This is a genomic window from Alistipes sp. An66, from assembly GCF_002161445.1.
Taxonomy (GTDB): Bacteria; Bacteroidota; Bacteroidia; order Bacteroidales; family Rikenellaceae; genus Alistipes; species Alistipes cottocaccae.
In genome coordinates, this window is sequence record NZ_NFHT01000011.1 from 61,140 (window position 1) to 77,367 (window position 16,228).

General features: G+C 50.3%; 12 protein-coding genes and 1 tRNA gene. 5 read left to right on the forward strand and 8 right to left on the reverse strand.

The genetic code is table 11. The annotated features are described in order from the left end of the window. Positions 1-10: 10 nt before the first annotated feature. The 3 genes from B5G16_RS08570 to B5G16_RS08580 are packed head-to-tail and all read right to left on the reverse strand — an operon-like array spanning position 11 to position 3,412. The gene (locus B5G16_RS08570; RefSeq protein ID WP_239406048.1) at positions 11-988 is read right to left on the reverse strand and encodes a Stealth CR1 domain-containing protein; all 978 of its coding nucleotides are present in this window, start codon (positions 986-988) and stop codon (positions 11-13) included. Further along, entirely contained in the window at positions 963-1,847 is an 885-nt protein-coding gene (locus tag B5G16_RS08575) for a glycosyltransferase family 2 protein (protein ID WP_087263283.1), read from the reverse strand. Before B5G16_RS08575 ends, B5G16_RS08570 begins: the two co-directional genes overlap by 26 nt. Positions 1,848-1,858: 11 nt before the next feature. Continuing rightward, positions 1,859-3,412: an NAD(P)/FAD-dependent oxidoreductase gene (locus tag B5G16_RS08580; protein WP_087263285.1), complete on the reverse strand. Its 1,554-nt coding sequence runs from the start codon at positions 3,410-3,412 to the stop codon at positions 1,859-1,861. Between the two features lie 97 nt (positions 3,413-3,509). On the opposite strand from B5G16_RS08580, the gene B5G16_RS08585 reads away from it, so the two are divergent. From B5G16_RS08585 to B5G16_RS12575, 5 genes are all read left to right on the forward strand, one after another. Further along, positions 3,510-3,591, forward strand: a tRNA-Leu gene (locus B5G16_RS08585). A gap of 290 nt (positions 3,592-3,881) precedes the next feature. Then, entirely contained in the window at positions 3,882-5,123 is a 1,242-nt protein-coding gene (locus B5G16_RS08590) for a site-specific integrase (protein ID WP_087263288.1), read from the forward strand. Between the two features lie 74 nt (positions 5,124-5,197). After that, a complete protein-coding gene (locus B5G16_RS08595; protein ID WP_087263290.1) occupies positions 5,198-5,566 on the forward strand; it encodes a MobC family plasmid mobilization relaxosome protein in 369 nt (122 codons plus the stop codon). Beyond that, the gene (locus B5G16_RS08600) at positions 5,563-6,447 is read left to right on the forward strand and encodes a relaxase/mobilization nuclease domain-containing protein (RefSeq protein ID WP_087263292.1); all 885 of its coding nucleotides are present in this window, start codon (positions 5,563-5,565) and stop codon (positions 6,445-6,447) included. Before B5G16_RS08595 ends, B5G16_RS08600 begins: the two co-directional genes overlap by 4 nt. Before the next feature lie 125 nt (positions 6,448-6,572). Continuing rightward, a complete protein-coding gene (locus B5G16_RS12575; RefSeq protein ID WP_087405562.1) occupies positions 6,573-7,589 on the forward strand; it encodes a hypothetical protein in 1,017 nt (338 codons plus the stop codon). An 18-nt stretch (positions 7,590-7,607) separates the two neighbouring features. On the opposite strand, the gene B5G16_RS08605 is transcribed toward B5G16_RS12575, so the two are convergent. From B5G16_RS08605 to B5G16_RS08625, 5 genes are read right to left on the reverse strand one after another with little or no spacing between them, the layout of a single operon-like run. After that, positions 7,608-10,766 carry a type I restriction endonuclease subunit R gene (locus B5G16_RS08605; protein ID WP_087263295.1) on the reverse strand — a complete coding sequence of 1,053 codons (3,159 nt, stop codon included), beginning with the start codon at positions 10,764-10,766 and terminating at the stop codon, positions 7,608-7,610. A 31-nt stretch (positions 10,767-10,797) separates the two neighbouring features. Further along, entirely contained in the window at positions 10,798-11,619 is an 822-nt protein-coding gene (locus B5G16_RS08610) for a haloacid dehalogenase-like hydrolase (RefSeq protein WP_087263297.1), read from the reverse strand. 11 nt (positions 11,620-11,630) lie between these two features. Next, positions 11,631-12,773 carry a restriction endonuclease subunit S gene (locus tag B5G16_RS08615; protein WP_087263300.1) on the reverse strand — a complete coding sequence of 381 codons (1,143 nt, stop codon included), beginning with the start codon at positions 12,771-12,773 and terminating at the stop codon, positions 11,631-11,633. Further along, complete coding sequence (locus B5G16_RS08620) at positions 12,760-14,607, reverse strand: DUF262 domain-containing protein (RefSeq protein WP_087263302.1); 1,848 nt, start codon at positions 14,605-14,607, stop codon at positions 12,760-12,762. Before B5G16_RS08620 ends, B5G16_RS08615 begins: the two co-directional genes overlap by 14 nt. A gap of 6 nt (positions 14,608-14,613) precedes the next feature. Further along, on the reverse strand, positions 14,614-16,182 hold the full coding sequence (locus B5G16_RS08625; protein WP_087263304.1) for a type I restriction-modification system subunit M: 1,569 nt from the start codon (positions 16,180-16,182) through the stop codon (positions 14,614-14,616). Positions 16,183-16,228 lie beyond the last annotated feature (46 nt).

The following is a 16,228-nucleotide window of genomic DNA, read 5'->3' on the forward strand; positions in this document are numbered from 1 at the left end:
GGGAGGCCCGCTATTTCTCGAAGGAGGATTTGCCGGGGAACAGCGTTTCGAGGAACTGCCCGATCCGCCGGCGATCCGCATCCGAGACGCGGGGATCGTCGTTCAGACAAAACAGCGAAGGAGCATACTTGTCCATCACCCCTTGCAGATCCTGCGTATAGGCCGGAATGCAGCGTGAATCGCTGCCGCAGCGCTTGCCGAGGAACGAACGCAGATACCCCGACCATCCGTGCACCTTGTTGTAGCGGTTGACCTTGCGCAGAACGGCGCGGCGCAGAGCCAGGCTGTAATAGAGCGCCAGCGAACGCTGCCAGTCCTCGTCCGCACGGAAACGGTTGGCGACAAGCGGCATCTCATTGCGGAACGTCTCCCGGCATTTCAGAAAATCCGTCCGGAGATAGGCGTCGACATTGTGGTGGGGCGCCAGCGACGTACAGCGACCGAAACGCGCCCGCACCAGCTGTTGCATACAGAGAATCTTGTGGCAATAAATATCGTCGTCGTGCTTCTTCAAGCGCTGCCTTTTGAGCCGGGCGATCGGCAACCCGGAGCTCTCCTCGAAAAAGAACCCGGGATCGACCGGAGCCCCGAAGAACATGTCGTCGTTGGCATAGAGGAAATGCTCCGACAATCCGGGAATATCGGGCAGGAACCATTCGAGCGCGGCAGAGTTGAACAACGGCAGCACCTCGGCCGGGATGAAATCCCGATGAAAAACCACCTGCACACGGGGATTCTCCGTATCGAGCCAGCGGGGCGTCTGATCGTCGGTCACGATAAAGATCCGCCGAATCCACGGCGCAAACCGCTCGGCAGACCGCAACGAATAGCGCAGTTCGTCGTTTTCCACATAACGGCATGTCCCCGCAACATCGGGAGGCAACTGCCGGTCGTCCGGCAGATAGGAATTCTTCTTGGCCAACCATTCGGGATCGCTGCCGTCGACCCACAGGTAGACCAGATCAATATCCATTTCCTTCTTTTTCATGAGTTCTCCAAATCGGTAAGAAATCGAAAAGCCGCCATGTACGCACGCCGTCGCACTCCTTCTGTTTGAGGAGCGTCACGCCGCACCACTCGAACAGGCGGCGGGTCACGGAGCGGTACCTCGGAGCCAGGCGCAGCCCGATCCGGTCGGCGTAGGCTACGAAATGCCGGTGTGCCTCGTACTTGTCCTGCTGTTTTTTGGGGGTCTGGCGGCTCTTGGTGATCGACGTCGCATTGAACATGTAGTGATAGACGACACCCGGCACGGTCACCAGCCGGCCGCACTCGCCGAGCAGACGCATCATGTACTCGACATCCTCGTAACAGACCCGTTCGCGGAACCGCAGCCCCAGGTCCAGCAGCCGCTCCCGTTTGATCAGTTTGTTCATCACGTAGAAATCCGGAGGACAATGGGCCAGCCGGAAGCGCTCTTCGAGCGTCTCCACCACGATTCGCTCCGCATATCGGATCGTCCATTTTTCACGGGAAGGTTTGGATTTCAGGATCGAAGCACACGCCACGTCGGCCCCGGTCTCCCGGGCTGCATCGTACAACGCCCGGCAATACTCCGGATCGATCCAGTCGTCGGAATCGACGAAGAGGACGTATTCGCCCGCCGCGGCATCTACGCCGCGGTTCCGGGCGCCGCCCAGACCCCGGTTTTCCTGCGAGATCACGCGCACACGGTCGTCCTGCGCGGCATACCGGTTCAGGATGTCGATCGACCGGTCGGGACTTCCGTCGTCGACGCAGATAATCTCGATCTCGCGCAGCGTCTGCCCCACCACACTGTCCAGGCAGCGGGTCAGGAAGCGTTCGACGTTGTAAACCGGAATGATGACACTGACTTTCGGATTCATGGGTCTGTCGGTTATCGGATGAACTCTTTGATTTTTTCGGCGACACGCTCGCCGTCGAGCGCTGCCGAGATGATTCCGCCGGCGTATCCGGCCCCCTCGCCGGCCGGGAAAAGACCCTCGATTCCGGGGTGCATGAGCGTCGCGGGGTCACGCGGGATCCGCACGGGCGTCGACGTCCGCGACTCGACACCCACGACCACGGCCTCGTTGGTCACATAGCCCCGCATGCGGCGTCCGAAGGTCGTCAACCCCTGCCGCAGGCTCCGGGCGATGAAGTCGGGCATCCAGCGGTCGAGCCTCGAAGGGATGATTCCCGGGATATAGGAGGTACGGGGCAGCGAACCGCTCGCACGCCCGGCCACGAAGTCGGCGACGCGCTGCGCCGGGGCAATCTGATGCTCCCCGCCCTCGCGGCGCGCCAGCTCCTCGAACTGCTGCTGGAATTTCAGTCCGGCCAACTCGCCCCACTCGGCGCGCAGGGGCTCGAAATCCCCGAGCCGGACTTCGGTCACCAGCCCCGAATTGGCATAGGGCGACGTACGGCCGCTGGGTGACATGCCGTTGACGACCGACTGTGCGGCATCGGTCATGGCCGGGACGATGAAACCGCCCGGACACATGCAGAACGAGTAGACGCCGCGGCCGTTCTCCTGACTGACCAGCGAATAGGAAGCGGCCGGGAGGTATTCGCCGCGCGTCTCGCAATGGTACTGGATCGAGTCGATCAGCGCCTGCGGGTGCTCGATGCGTACGCCCATGGCAAAGGGCTTGGCTTCGAGACGCACGCCCCGGCGGTGCAGCAACTCATAAATATCGCGCGCCGAATGCCCGGTTGCGAGAACCACGGCCGCGCCTTCGATCCGCTCGCCGCCACAGCAGACCCCCCGGATACGGCCGTCGGCGAGGATCAGATCCGTCACGCGGCTCTCGAAGCGGAAGAGACCTCCGGCATCGAGGATCGTCTGCCGGATGTTCTGCATGATGCGGGGCAGTTTGTCGGTCCCGATATGGGGATGCGACTCGAAGAGGATTTCGGGCGTCGCGCCGTGGAAGACGAGTGTCTGCAAGGCCTTGTTGTAATCGCCGCGTTTCTTGCTGCGGGTGAAGAGCTTGCCGTCGGAGAAGGTTCCGGCGCCGCCCTCGCCGAAGGCGTAGTTCGAATCGGGATCGACCGCGCCGTTGCGGTTGATCTGCGCGATGTCGCGCTTGCGGGCCGAAACATCGCGGCCCCGTTCCAGAATAACGGGACGCAACCCGAGTTCGATGAGCCGCAGGGCGGCGAAGAGCCCGGCGGGTCCCGAACCGACGATCACCACTTCGGTCCGCCCCTCCACGGAGGGATAGTCGAAGTGGACGGGAGCCGGCTGCGGCTCGCGATCGACATAGACTTCGAGCGAAAGGTTGACCTTGACCTGCCGTTGCCGGGCGTCGATGGAGCGCTTGACGACCCGGACGAGGGCAATTTCGTCCTCGCGGATACCCATACGGCGGGCGGCCAGCGACGTATAAAATTTCGCATCGGCAGCCTGTCGGGGCGCAAGGACGAGGGTAACGAGTTTCGGCATAGTGAGATATTCCCCACAAAAGTAACCAAAAAAGCCGGATAAATCGACGTTCGGGATTGAGAATTGTAAATTTTTATCTACCTTTGTCTGACTGACTGCGGATATGGTGTAATTGGTAGCCACGTCAGACTTAGGATCTGATGCCTTACGGCGTGGGGGTTCGAGTCCCTTTATCCGCACAAAGGAGCCTTTTCTGGGGCTCCTTTCTTTGTGAAACCCCGGACGCAAAACAAAGCAAAACAGTTGTATATCAACATATTAAACAATTCAGCTAACATCCCGACCTCCGCTCCCGAAAAGTATTTCGCCGAAAACCTTCGGGTGGCAATTTGGTGGCAAAGGGGGCAAATCGGGAGCCGGGCGAGTAAACTGCCACCTTTCTTGCTTATAATGCATTGACCTGCTGCGTTTTGCATCGCAATAGATTTTTCTTGTCAGCGTTTTGTTAACCTCTAAATTTTACAAAACCATGAGACAAGAGAGTTTCAGGATTCTCTTCCTGATGCGAAAGGGAAGAATGAAAAAAGACGGATTCGCAACCATTTATGCCCGAATTACAACGGGCAGTTTCCGTCAAGAGATCTATTTCAACTGCGAGGGACGACCCGAGTTGTGGAACCAGCGAAAAGAACGGATGATGGGGACCAGCCGTCTATCCGTGAAGATCAACGAGATGCTTGACGAATTCCGTGTACAGATTCTCGACATCCGCAGCAAACTGCTTGCCGAAGGTTTCGAGGCCAATGCCCTGCAAATCAAACAGCGTTACTTCAACCCGATCAAACACACCATGATGTTGATCGCGGGGCTGGGCGACTACGTCCAACGACGGCAGGCGGAGGTCGGCGTGCGCATCACCCAGCGGACAGCCGACAAATACGAACGACTGCTGCGTTATCTGAAACAGTATCTCGCCCAGCGCGGTCCGGAGGAGGACATTCCCGTCGAGCGGATGAACTACGAGTTTCTCGACGGATTCAGCCTCTTCCTGCAAACGGCACACCGCTGCCGCCACAACGGTGCCGTGGCCGTCATGGACTGTCTGCGTAACTTCGTACTCTACTGTCTGCGCAACGAATGGATTGCCAAGAATCCCTTCCGCTACTACAAGCTCAAGGAGGATCAGGCGCAGGCCAAAGAGCACCTCACGGCCCGCGAGCTGGAAATCCTGACCCGCAAGCAACTCGACCACCGACTGGCCCGTATCCGCGACGTCTTTGTCTTCTGCTGTCTGACGGGGCTGGCTTTCGCCGATGCCGACCACCTGCGAAGCGAACACATCTCGCGCGACGACGAAGGACGCTGGTGGATCCACAAGCCACGCGAAAAGACCGCCGTGATGAGCCGCATTCCCCTGCTCCCGATGGCATTGGAGATCCTCCGCCGCTACGAGCACGACGCAGTCTGCCAGGCCCGCGGACGGGTGCTGCCCCTGCCAAGCAACCAGAAGATGAATGCCTTTATGAAGGAGATCGCCATCGTCTGCGGCATCGACAAGGTGCTGACCACGCATTGCGCCCGCCATACGTTCGCCTGCATGGCGGTCGAATACGGAATGCCGATCGACGTGCTGGCCAAAATCCTCGGACATTCGAACACCAACATGACCCGCCATTACGCCAAATTTTCCGAGACGGTGATCGGCCGTGAAATGGAGGCTTTCGGCGAAAAACTGGCTTCGGCAGCCGCAGAGGGAGATTCCGGGTTGTAATAAAAGCAAGTTTATGTTTCGAGACACTCGAAACCTCCTGAATCCATCCCGCTGGTCTATTATACGTTACACAGATGAAAAGTCCGAAGAATCCGAACCGCCCGCGAGGCGGCCGCCCGCCCAAACCCGAAACGGAACGACTCAAACGAAGGCTGGTCGTCTGCCTGACCGAGACCGATTACGACGCCCTGTGCCGCAAGGCACGGGTCGCCGGTCTCGTGTGTGCCGAATACGCCCGGCGCGCCCTTGCCCGGAGCATCGTCCGCGCCCGGATGACTCCCGAGATGCTCACCCTGCTGCGGCAGCTCACCGGCATGGCGAACAACCTCAACCAACTCGCCCGCATGGCGCATGTGGCCGGATACGGACGCGATGCCGCCACTTTGGCGGCGTTGGTCGACCGAATTGATACACTGCTCACTCGAATCGACAAACTGCCATGATTGCCAAACTCTCGAAAGGCTGCTCCTTCAGCGGAGCCGTCCAATACATTTTCGGTCCCGGGAAGGGCGCCGATTGTCTGGCCGGGATGGGCGTTCTGTTCAAGGACACGCCCTCCATCATCCGTGGATTCGAACGGCAGGCTGCGCAAAACCCCAAGGTTTCGAAACCCGTGGGACACGTCGTACTCTCCTTTTCGCCTCGGGATGCCGCCCGGTTGAACAACCGACTGCTGCTCTCCATTGCGGTGGAGTATCTGGACCGGATGGGAATCAAGGATACACAACTTATCATTGTCCGCCACCGCGACCGGGAACATCCCCACCTGCATATTCTCTTCAACCGCGTGGGCAACGACGGACGGACGATCTCCGACCGCAACGACCGCTACCGTTCGGAGCGGCTCTGCAAGCAACTGACCGCCCGCTACGGACTCTACTTTGCATCGGGCAAGGAGCAGGTCAAGGAGTATCGGTTGCGCGAACCGGACAAGACAAAATACGAAATCTACCATGCCTTGTGCGATGCCGTTCCTCGCTGCCGTAACTGGGAGGAGCTGACGGCGGCCCTGCGCCGCGAAGGGATCGCCACGGAGTTCCGGATGCGCGGAGGCACTTCCGACGTGCAGGGAGTCGTGTTTGCCAAAAACGGCTACCCGTTCAACGGTTCAAAGATCGACCGGCAGTTCAGCTATTCGAAAATCGCCACCGCACTGGAACGGAACAGCCGACAGGCGCTTGCTCCCGAACGCCAATCGACTCCGACCCTGACACCCTCGTTCAGCTACCTGCTGGACGATTTGCTGCGTCCGAGGTTTGATCCCGACGAGGCGGAACAAACCCAGCAGGAACAACAGCGCAGACGCCGCGGACGACGGCGTTAAACAGCCATCCTTTTGCCTAAAAAACTACTCGGATTCAGCCGTTTTAAGACGAGAATAATTACAAACGATTTGTTAACAAAAATCCCGAGAATTATTTTTGTCACAAAAAGAATTGAGCCTACAAAATGGACGATATCAGAACACAGACAGCAATCATGCTACAAGAAATAGAGCAAGAAGAATTAAATAAGAACAGAGACCTGATTCATTCGTTTTCAAAGTATTGCAAAAAAAGGGACATTATTCTGGAAGCGAAAAACTTTCACTATATACACACCATTGGCTACTATGTAGAGTATCCCAACATTTTGCAATCTTTATCCTGTTTACAACCAACCAAAGATGGCTTATTCCATGAAAACAAGCTATTAAACAGTTTTACCAAACGGCCACATATAACCGGGTTCTATTACGCTGACGCCTACATGCCGATGGCGCATCCTTTATTTCGAAGGAATTATAATCCGATAAACAATTTTGCACCTCGGTTTGTTGAAAGGTTCTGGCAATTGGATCTACCCGGAATCGATAAATGTATTGCATTGGATAGCGACCGTGTTCGTATTAATGTGGATAATAGTGTATGTATAGAACGAGATATCTGGTATGGTGCTCGATTCTCAACAGATATTGCACAAACAGGCAATGGATCAATAGCTTTGGCCCCGCCACCAGATATTCCGGACCTTTATGATAATTTTTTTGGTGAGGTTCTAAAATTGGATATTCTTTGGTCCGAAAGCAATGACCTAAAAACATTTCAGGCCGAAGAATTAAAAAAAGAGTATGTAACAATAGAATCGAATGGAATCATCTATCATCCGGTTCGATATATTCACGCTCAATACGATTTGAGAAGGCGAACATTCTGCCATATGGATGGAGCGATTCATCTCTATTTACCAAAAGAGATTGATTTACGAAAAGGGTACGATCTAACTTTCAACCGAAAGAATGACAAGCAGATAAAACCCCGTTCAATCAAATTATTCAGAATAGACGGAGATATTCCTGTCTCCGTATGGTCTGAATTCGTATCACAATTTTTTACTGGAGATCCTCAAATTTATGAATACTTTGCGGGGCATTATCCGAGCCATGTAACAAAAGTGATTGACCGCATCCGTTCAACACGATCGTAAAAAGAGACAATAGCGTTCTCAACCGTTATAACGCTTAAAGTTCTCAGCCTGCTCCAAAATCTCTTTGTATACCTCATCGTTTGTCACGGGAGGATAACCATATTCTGCCAAAACGAGTATCAAATCCATTTTAAGTTCGGCCTTTATGTCATCTCTGGCCGCCCAGTCCGTGTACTTGGATTTATCCTCCACAATCTTCTTAATCGCAGCCGCCAACTGAAGCATCTTATCCTTTGGATATTCGAACCCGAACTGTTTGGCGATCGCCTCGAGAATATCATAGAAGGCCTTCTCTTCATAACTGATTCCCAAATCCAGGAACGATCTCTTCTCCTTGTTCAGTTCCTTTAACAAATCGGCCATCTGATTTGCCACCTCGGTCAAGACCTCATCGGCAAAGACGGCGCTATCCTTACGGCTGTTGTACTTCTCGACCAACGCACTCAATCGCTTTGAAAAATCGACTCCACGAACCTTGTTCACCTTCTTGAACTCGGTAATCACCGTCTTCAACAAACGTTCCATCAACTTGACCTTCGTATTCGGGAGTTTCAAGCGACTCAGTCGTTCCATATATTCCTCACTCAACACATCCAGATTATCCTTATCGTTCCCGATCTGAATAATCTCCTCCACCCCTTCCGACTGTATGGCCTCCTCAATCATCTCACTGACGCGACGATTCATCTGCGACGCATCGGGAGATTCGCCCATCGTCAATTTATAGATGACCGAGCGGACTCCGCAGAAATAATGAATCTCTTCACGTTCGGCATCGCTAATCTGATCGCTGTTGCTGCACAAATTGAACGCAGACTTCAACTTTTTGGCGTGGCCCATAAACAGATTCTCCTGCTCTTTGGTCCTTTGCATGAGCTCCGCACCCCGATTCAAGCAATCGAGCTGCTCCAAAGGAGTTCCCGTCGTAAAAACCGAATAATCAAACTCACCGAACATGCGCCGAATGATATCCAACTCATCCTTGACCAGCGTAATCGACTGCTCGACATTCTCAACCGAATCCAGACCAAAATCTCCCTGCGCATAGCGTCGCAACGCAATGTTCATATTGTTCTTGATGCCGATGTAGTCCACCACCAGGCCCTTCTCTTTTCCGGGATAGACCCGGTTGACCCGCGAAATGGTTTGCACCAGCGTATGCTGCTGCAGGGGCTTGTCAATGTACATCGTATCGAGACAATCCACGTCGAAACCCGTTGTCCACATATCGACAACCAGCGCAATCTTGAAATTCGACTTGGGCTTTTTGAACGCTTCGGCATAGGCCCGGCGGTCTTCATCCGTACCCAACAAATCGTACAACGCCGGTTCATCGTCCTTGTTGCGGGTCATGATCAGCTTGATCTTTTCGATAGGACGCTCCTGCCCCTCGCCGACATCACTCCCTTCTGAAACCGGTTCCGGCTCGGGTAGTTGCACCCATTTGGGACGCAAGGCAATAATCTTCCGATAGAGGTCAAATGCAATCGTCCGATTCGCGCAGACAAACATGGCCTTCCCCTCCACCGTGCTGCCTTCGGCAACCCGGTTCTCATAGTGGGCAATAAAATCTTCGGCTACAGCCTGCAGACGATCCGCATCCCCAAGAATCCGCTCCATCTTCGTAACGGCTTTCTTGCTCTCCTCTATCTGATATTCGTTCGCCCCCTCCTCGGCGCACTGTTTATAGTATTCCTCTATCTCCTTGAGTTTGGCATGGTCGAGCAATACCTTTGCCGCGCGACCTTCGTAAACAATCCGCCGTGTGATGCCGTCCGCAACCGATTCGGTCATGGTATAGGCATCGACCACCTCGCCGAACACGTCGATTGTAGCATCAATCGGCGTTCCCGTAAAACCGACATAGGTCGCATTCGGCAGCGAATCGTGCAGATACTTGGCAAATCCGTAATTACGCTTGACGCCCTTATCCGTCTGCCTGACCTGCAACGAAAGATTGGTTTGCGAGCGGTGCGCCTCATCGGAAATGCAGATGATGTTGGCCCGCTCCGACAACAGACTCGTATCCTCCGTAAATTTGTGAATGGTGGTGAGGAACACTCCTCCGCTTGTCCTGCCGGCCAGATGTTCGCGCAGCTTCTCCCGACTCTCCACCTCCACCACGCACTCATCTCCGATAAACCGCTTGGCCGTGCCGAACAGTTTGGACAGCTGATCGTCCAGATCCGTGCGGTCCGTTATCAGCACGATTGTCGGGCTGGCAAACTCCCGGCTCCGCATCAACATCCGCGACAGAAACAGCATCGTGATACTCTTTCCGCACCCCGTCGCGCCGAAATAGGTGCCACCTTTGCCATCCCCGTCCGGGCGGAGTTTGGAGTGCAGACGGATATTCTCGAACAGCTTGTGCGCGGCAAAGAATTGCGGATAACGACAAACAACCTTCCGTTCATCCTTCGACGAATCCGGGAAAAAGACAAAGTCTTTCAGCACGCTCAACAGCCGCTCCCGCCGGAACAGCCCCTGCATCATCGTCTTCAGCGAGTTGATGCCGTCAAGAGCCCGTTCTTCGGCGTGAACCTTGCGCCATGCATAGAAAAAGTCGTAGGGAGCGAACAGCGAGCCGTATTTATTGTTCACACCGTCACTGATAACGACAAACGCATTGTATTTGAACAGCTCGGGAATATCCCGCCGATACCTCACCGTCAGCTGCCGATAGGCATCCATGATGGTTGTCTCCTCCTTGACGGCACTTTTGAACTCCAGCACCACCACCGGCAAACCGTTCACATAGACAATCCCGTCGGGGATGCGGGTCTCCGTCCCCTTGATTTCCAGCTGATTGACTACTCTGAAAATATTGTTCGACAGACACCTCTCGCCAAAGTCAATCGGCTCGACATACAAATCGGGCAGCGAGCTGTCGTCGCGCTTCAACGAAAACCCCTCCACCATCAGCCGATAGGTGTGCAGATTGTTTTCATACAACGAGAATCCCACGTTGGCGGTGAGTTTGGCCACGGCACGCTCGATTTCGAGCGATGTGATTCCGGCCTCGCCGTAGCGACCGCGGAGATAGGCCCGCAAATCGTCGCGCAGCAAGACATCGCTCACCTCCTTGTGAATCTCTTCACCGTTTGTATAGATATAACCCTCCTGCCGGAAAAGCTCCATAATGGACATTTCGAGGGCATATTCGTTGAAGTGGGGCATGATTGAAGATATATTTATGAAGGACTCTCCATTAATAATATTTACGTTTTATCATCTGTAAGATTCCTTTAACAGAAATTGTCAATTGACTATGATCTCGATAGTCTGCTGGAACAACATAATCCGTTCGTTCTTCAGCTATAAGTTTCTGTACTTTATTTTGAGTTGCCTCTTTCTCCCAAGATTCAACATCAAAGACTGCAATAGAGTGCCCACCTTGAGTCTTAACCATTTTCATAGCAGGAATATCCGTATCTCCATCTCCAATATAAATCATATTGTGGAATGGGATAGCACGTTTCGATGGTTCAATAAATCGATTAATACTCGTATTATCCCAGCAATTTTCAATACCCTTATTTATACGAAAAATGAATTGTGTCTTTGTTGTATAATTAATGGAAATAGCAGGCCATAAAGGAACACCAGATTCATCATACATATATCTACAAGCGAATATTTTTTTTAAATATTTCGCAATAGACGTTCCCCGAATCATTTCTTCTAATCCACTTGATACAATGTAATGACTAAGGCCAATTCCATTATCTGCAGCATATCTGTTAATCAACGAGAACCATTCCGATACTCCATTAAACAAGGGAATTTGCGATCCATATTGTATAAGATTCCTCGAGGATAATTTATCCAATTCATTTCTGGCTTTTGCCTTTTCCAATAATTTCCACAGATACATACTTATTTCATCTGCATCATGTTTACGAGTTTCCTCCTTTACCTCTTGCCAGAAGTTTGGAATATTATCAATACCTAAATCTGGCATTAAGCCATGTTGGGCACAATCGCCTTTCGCCAAGGTCCCATCAAAATCATAAATGATAGCGCAATGCATTATATTTATTTTTATTGTCCCATCTTTGCCAATAGCAAAGACTGTAATTTGGTTATAATTATTATTTCTTTTGTTTTTACAATCATCTGATTTAAAATACCAACAAACGGTTGGATATACATTCCATCCTCCAAAATCAAGATAGGCTGTTGAGCTATAATCTCTTGACTTAAGTTTTCTTGAGCTCCACCATTCGCAAGTCTTTTAATTTTTTCTTGATAATATCTTAGATGAAAATATAAATATGCCGCATCATTATTGTTGAAGCATATCATATTACAACATGCTTGATTGGTCGCTGTTTCACATTGTAAATACGCAACATTACCCACCGTACCACCGCCATACATTGCCATAATTACGGTATTGATAGGGATAAGTTTTGCTGAACTATTTTTTAATCCTTGTTCACTAATATATTCCTCCGTATCAAAAATTATATTATTCTGAACTTCCCCAGTTTTGAGCCAACGATAATCTTTAGAATTCCAATATTCGCTACACGTTCTACTGGGAGTCCCTCCGGATGTCATCTCTTTACAAAATTCGCCGATTGTTCCCATTCGCCAACCGGTGGGAAGATGCTCGGGGTCGATGTCGTCCACAAACATCTTGCGGTAAAGCGTTTGCGCCGTGGCCTCCAGCTGCGCAATCATCGAACGATTCAGGTCGATACGCCGCGACAACGTCTCATATTCCGCAACCATCGCCCGCTGACGCTCTATCGACGGAACCGGCAATTGGACATCGCACAATTCTGTCCAATCGAAAATCTCGCGAGCGCTGCCATGTGAGTGGAATCTTGCATAGCGATCAAATTCGGGGCGACGAAACCACATCATCAGATATGCGGGTAACAATGCATCCGTATTCTTAACTTCGAAAACGGTGTACGCTTGAGATATGATTACCGGATTAACCATGGAAAGAAGCGCAATGGAAATTTTATCACCATTCCGGGATGTGACAGGCCCATATGCGAATTGTCCTGCTTTCACGATTTTGTATGTGCTCATATCCGTGCCAATCGTGTTGGCTATCGATGGCATGAACTCTTTGGTTATGCTAACACCCAGCAGTTGCGTAACAGACAAATCTCTGTTGCGCACATCGACTTCGCGGATATAGTCGCCCAATCGTTTACCCCTCAACATCCCAGATTAGTTTTACGAGATTATATAGTAATTCACATCTGTTCATTAATGCTTGTTCGTCAAAACAGTCTATACTATGTATTTTATGGCCACACTTTGCTTGAAGCTCAGCGTTAAGTTCATCCATCTTTTTATTTATATGGTAGAAATCTTTACAGAGCGTATGCCCCCATACTAAACCGGCACTATATGTTTTTAATTTATCCTGATACTCTTCATTCCCGGAACTAATATTATCTTGATCTTTGAGTAGTAAAAGACCTCCAAGCAGGTTGCGTTTATTCTCAAAATCTTCTTCATCCTTAAACTGCCTGAGATTCGTATCGTTGTGACTTAAAATATGTTCAATGTGATATCCTGTCTTATATCCGGTTCTCGTAGCTATATATAGTACATCGTTATTCATCTCTCGTTGAAGCTTGTCGCATATAAACTTTTCGATACGGGCGAGGAAATACCGAAGCGTACGTTTGTCGATATTTGTATAGTTCGCTTTTAGAAATACCTGATAGTCCAAAAGGGAAGTTAGATTAGTCGTTCCGCGTCGCTCTTGAATGGCTCTTTGTATACATTTATCAAAAATCTCTCGATACCGAGATAGTTCTAAACCCCTAATTTTTTCATTGAGAGAGTATGAAATTTCCTGAAAAGTATTGCTGTTATATACACCATTTAGTGTTAATAATATAAAGAGTCGATCATACTCGGATGCGATTTTATGAATCTTTTCTTCCTCTTGGGGGTCATTAATCTCGCAAGCTGATAAAATAATTTGATATTGACCAGACAGTGCAAGAACAGAATTGGTATATATCAAAAATTCATCATTATTCTTTCGAATCTTTGCATACAATTTGTTATAATAGTCAAGATCTTCGCGGATGAATTTTTTAATGTTTGAGATCTGGTGCTCATCTACTTTGCGAAATGCCAATTGGGAGGCTATGTCATTCGATTCAAAAATATATCGATGATATGCATTATTGATAGCTGACTCTTGTTTGGAGTTTCTTTTAAAAACAAAATGCGATTTTATGTAATCAATAAAGAATTCATCTTCTATATTAAATAGTCTGTTGAGTGCAACATCCCATATCTCGGAAAATTGTTCCGTATCGTTTTTACTCAACGCGCCAATAAGTTTTCCTTTTAGTATTTCAAATGGTTTTAGGGGCTCACCACGATCGTTAATAACTTCAAATATCATTGGAGTATCATCTTTTGTTATTCCAAGTTCTACTAATACAAGCCGCTCTAAGAAGTAACTAATAAAAGTATTTAGTTCCTTCTCGTCCATTGCTTTCTTGTTAATATACTCAGATATATCATTATATCGAGCGATAAGCGTTTCTTCGGTCTTGTTCTTAAAAGATTTAGGTGGTTCGGTATTGTTAAGGATGCAATCCATAATGTCTTTACGTTTATCATGGTCAAGACGATAAACGTTGCCCTTCCATTTGTCTTTTCCGAAGATGCAGTCTTTTAGCGTGTCCCGTAAATTTTCATTTTGGGTTGTGTGATATAGTTTTGCAGCAATTAATGTTAAAGTAGAGAGCCGTTGTTGTCCATCAACGATATAGACCTTTCCTTCGACATTGTTTGTAATAAATATGTTGAGGTAGTACCAGTTATATTTATCGAGAACCTCTTGTGTGAGTTCTGCGTCTTTATATTGCTCGTATGAAAGTTCGAAAGCATAAAAAATATCGCGAAGAAGTATTTCTACTGTTTCTTTAGCCCACACATATTCGCGCTGATAAAAGTCGATATAATATGACTTGTTTTTAAGGCAGCTTTCTACTGTTTGGTTCCTTGGATCAATAGTTTGTTGCATGGTAAATTACATATTTAATTTATATCCTATATTCTCAAATAATCGTTGTAGTTCAGCGTTACTTTTAGCCTCTTCTTTTAATAGTTCTGAAAGGCTTTGCTGAATCGCTTTCATTTGCGCATCGAAATCCACATTCTCATCACGGTCGAGGAATTCGATGTATTTGCTGGGAACCAGCGACCACCCCTTGGCCTCAATCTCGTCGAGTGTTGCCGAGTAGCAATACTCCGGAACATTCCGATAGGTCTGTTCGTAGCCTTCACGCTGCCAGTTGTGGAAATTCTCGGCAATACGGGCAATCTGCTCCTGCGAAAACTGGATGTACTTCTTTTCGAAAGGTTCGCCCCATTGACGGAGATCGACAAACAGCACCTCATTTTCGCGATCCCGGTATTTAACCAGTTCGCCGTTCTGCTCGACGGTGCGGGCCTTGCGATTGCGGGCCAGAATCCACAGGGTGACGCTGATGTCGGTGGAATAGAACATATTGCGCGGCAAAATCACGATGGCCTCGACCAAATGGTTTTTCAGCAGTTGACGGCGGATATTCAACTCCGTACCGTCGCCGCTCAACGCGCCGTTGGCCAGCAGGAATCCGGCCATGCCGTTTGCCGAGAGTTTCGAGACGATATTCAGAATCCAACCGTAATTGGCATTGCTGGTAGGCGGTACGTCATACCCCTGCCAGCGCGGGTCCTTGGTCAACTCGTTATCGGCCCGCCAGTCCTTCTGGTTGAACGGAGGGTTGGCCATGATGAAATCGGCCTTCAAATCCTTGTGCTGGTCGTCGTGGAACGTATCGGCCGCCTTCTTGCCCAGATTACAGGCAATGCCACGGATGGCGAGGTTCATCTTCGCCAGTTTGTAGGTCGTATTGGTATATTCCTGGCCATAGACGGAGATATCTTTCCGGTTGCCGTGGTGTGCCTCGATGAACTTCATGCTCTGCACGAACATACCGCCCGAGCCGCAGCACGGGTCGTATATCTTTCCACGGTAGGGTTGGATCATTTCGGCAATCAGATTCACGATGGTCTTGGGCGTATAGTATTCGCCTTTTCCCTTGCCCTCGGCAATTGCGAACTTGCCCAGGAAATATTCGTAGACGCGGCCAATCAGGTCGTGTTCCTTGTCCTTGAGGGTATCGATCTTGCCAATCACATCGAGCAGACTCGCCAGTTTAGTGCGGTCGAGCCCCAGCCCCGAATAATAGTTGCTGGGCAAGGCTCCCCGCAAGGAAGGATTGTCCTTCTCGACCTGCGCCAAAGCCGCATCGATCTTGATGGCAATGTCGTTCTGTTTGGCATTTTCAATCAAGTAGTCCCAGCGGCTGATTTCGTTCAGATAGAAAACATTCCGGGCATTATAGAACACCGCCTGATCCACGAAAGCCGACTTGCCGTCGGCAATCAGCTCATCGCGCCGCTCTACAAAGCGGTCGTATGCATATTTGAGGAATATCAGGCTCAACACCACATGTTTGTACTCCGACGGCTCCACCGATCCCCGCAGTTTGTTGGCCGACTCCCACAAAGTCTCCTCAATACTTTTCTCTTTCAGTTGTTTCTTTGCCATGCTTCAAATCTTTTCCGGACAACTCACTTTCACCAACACGAATGCA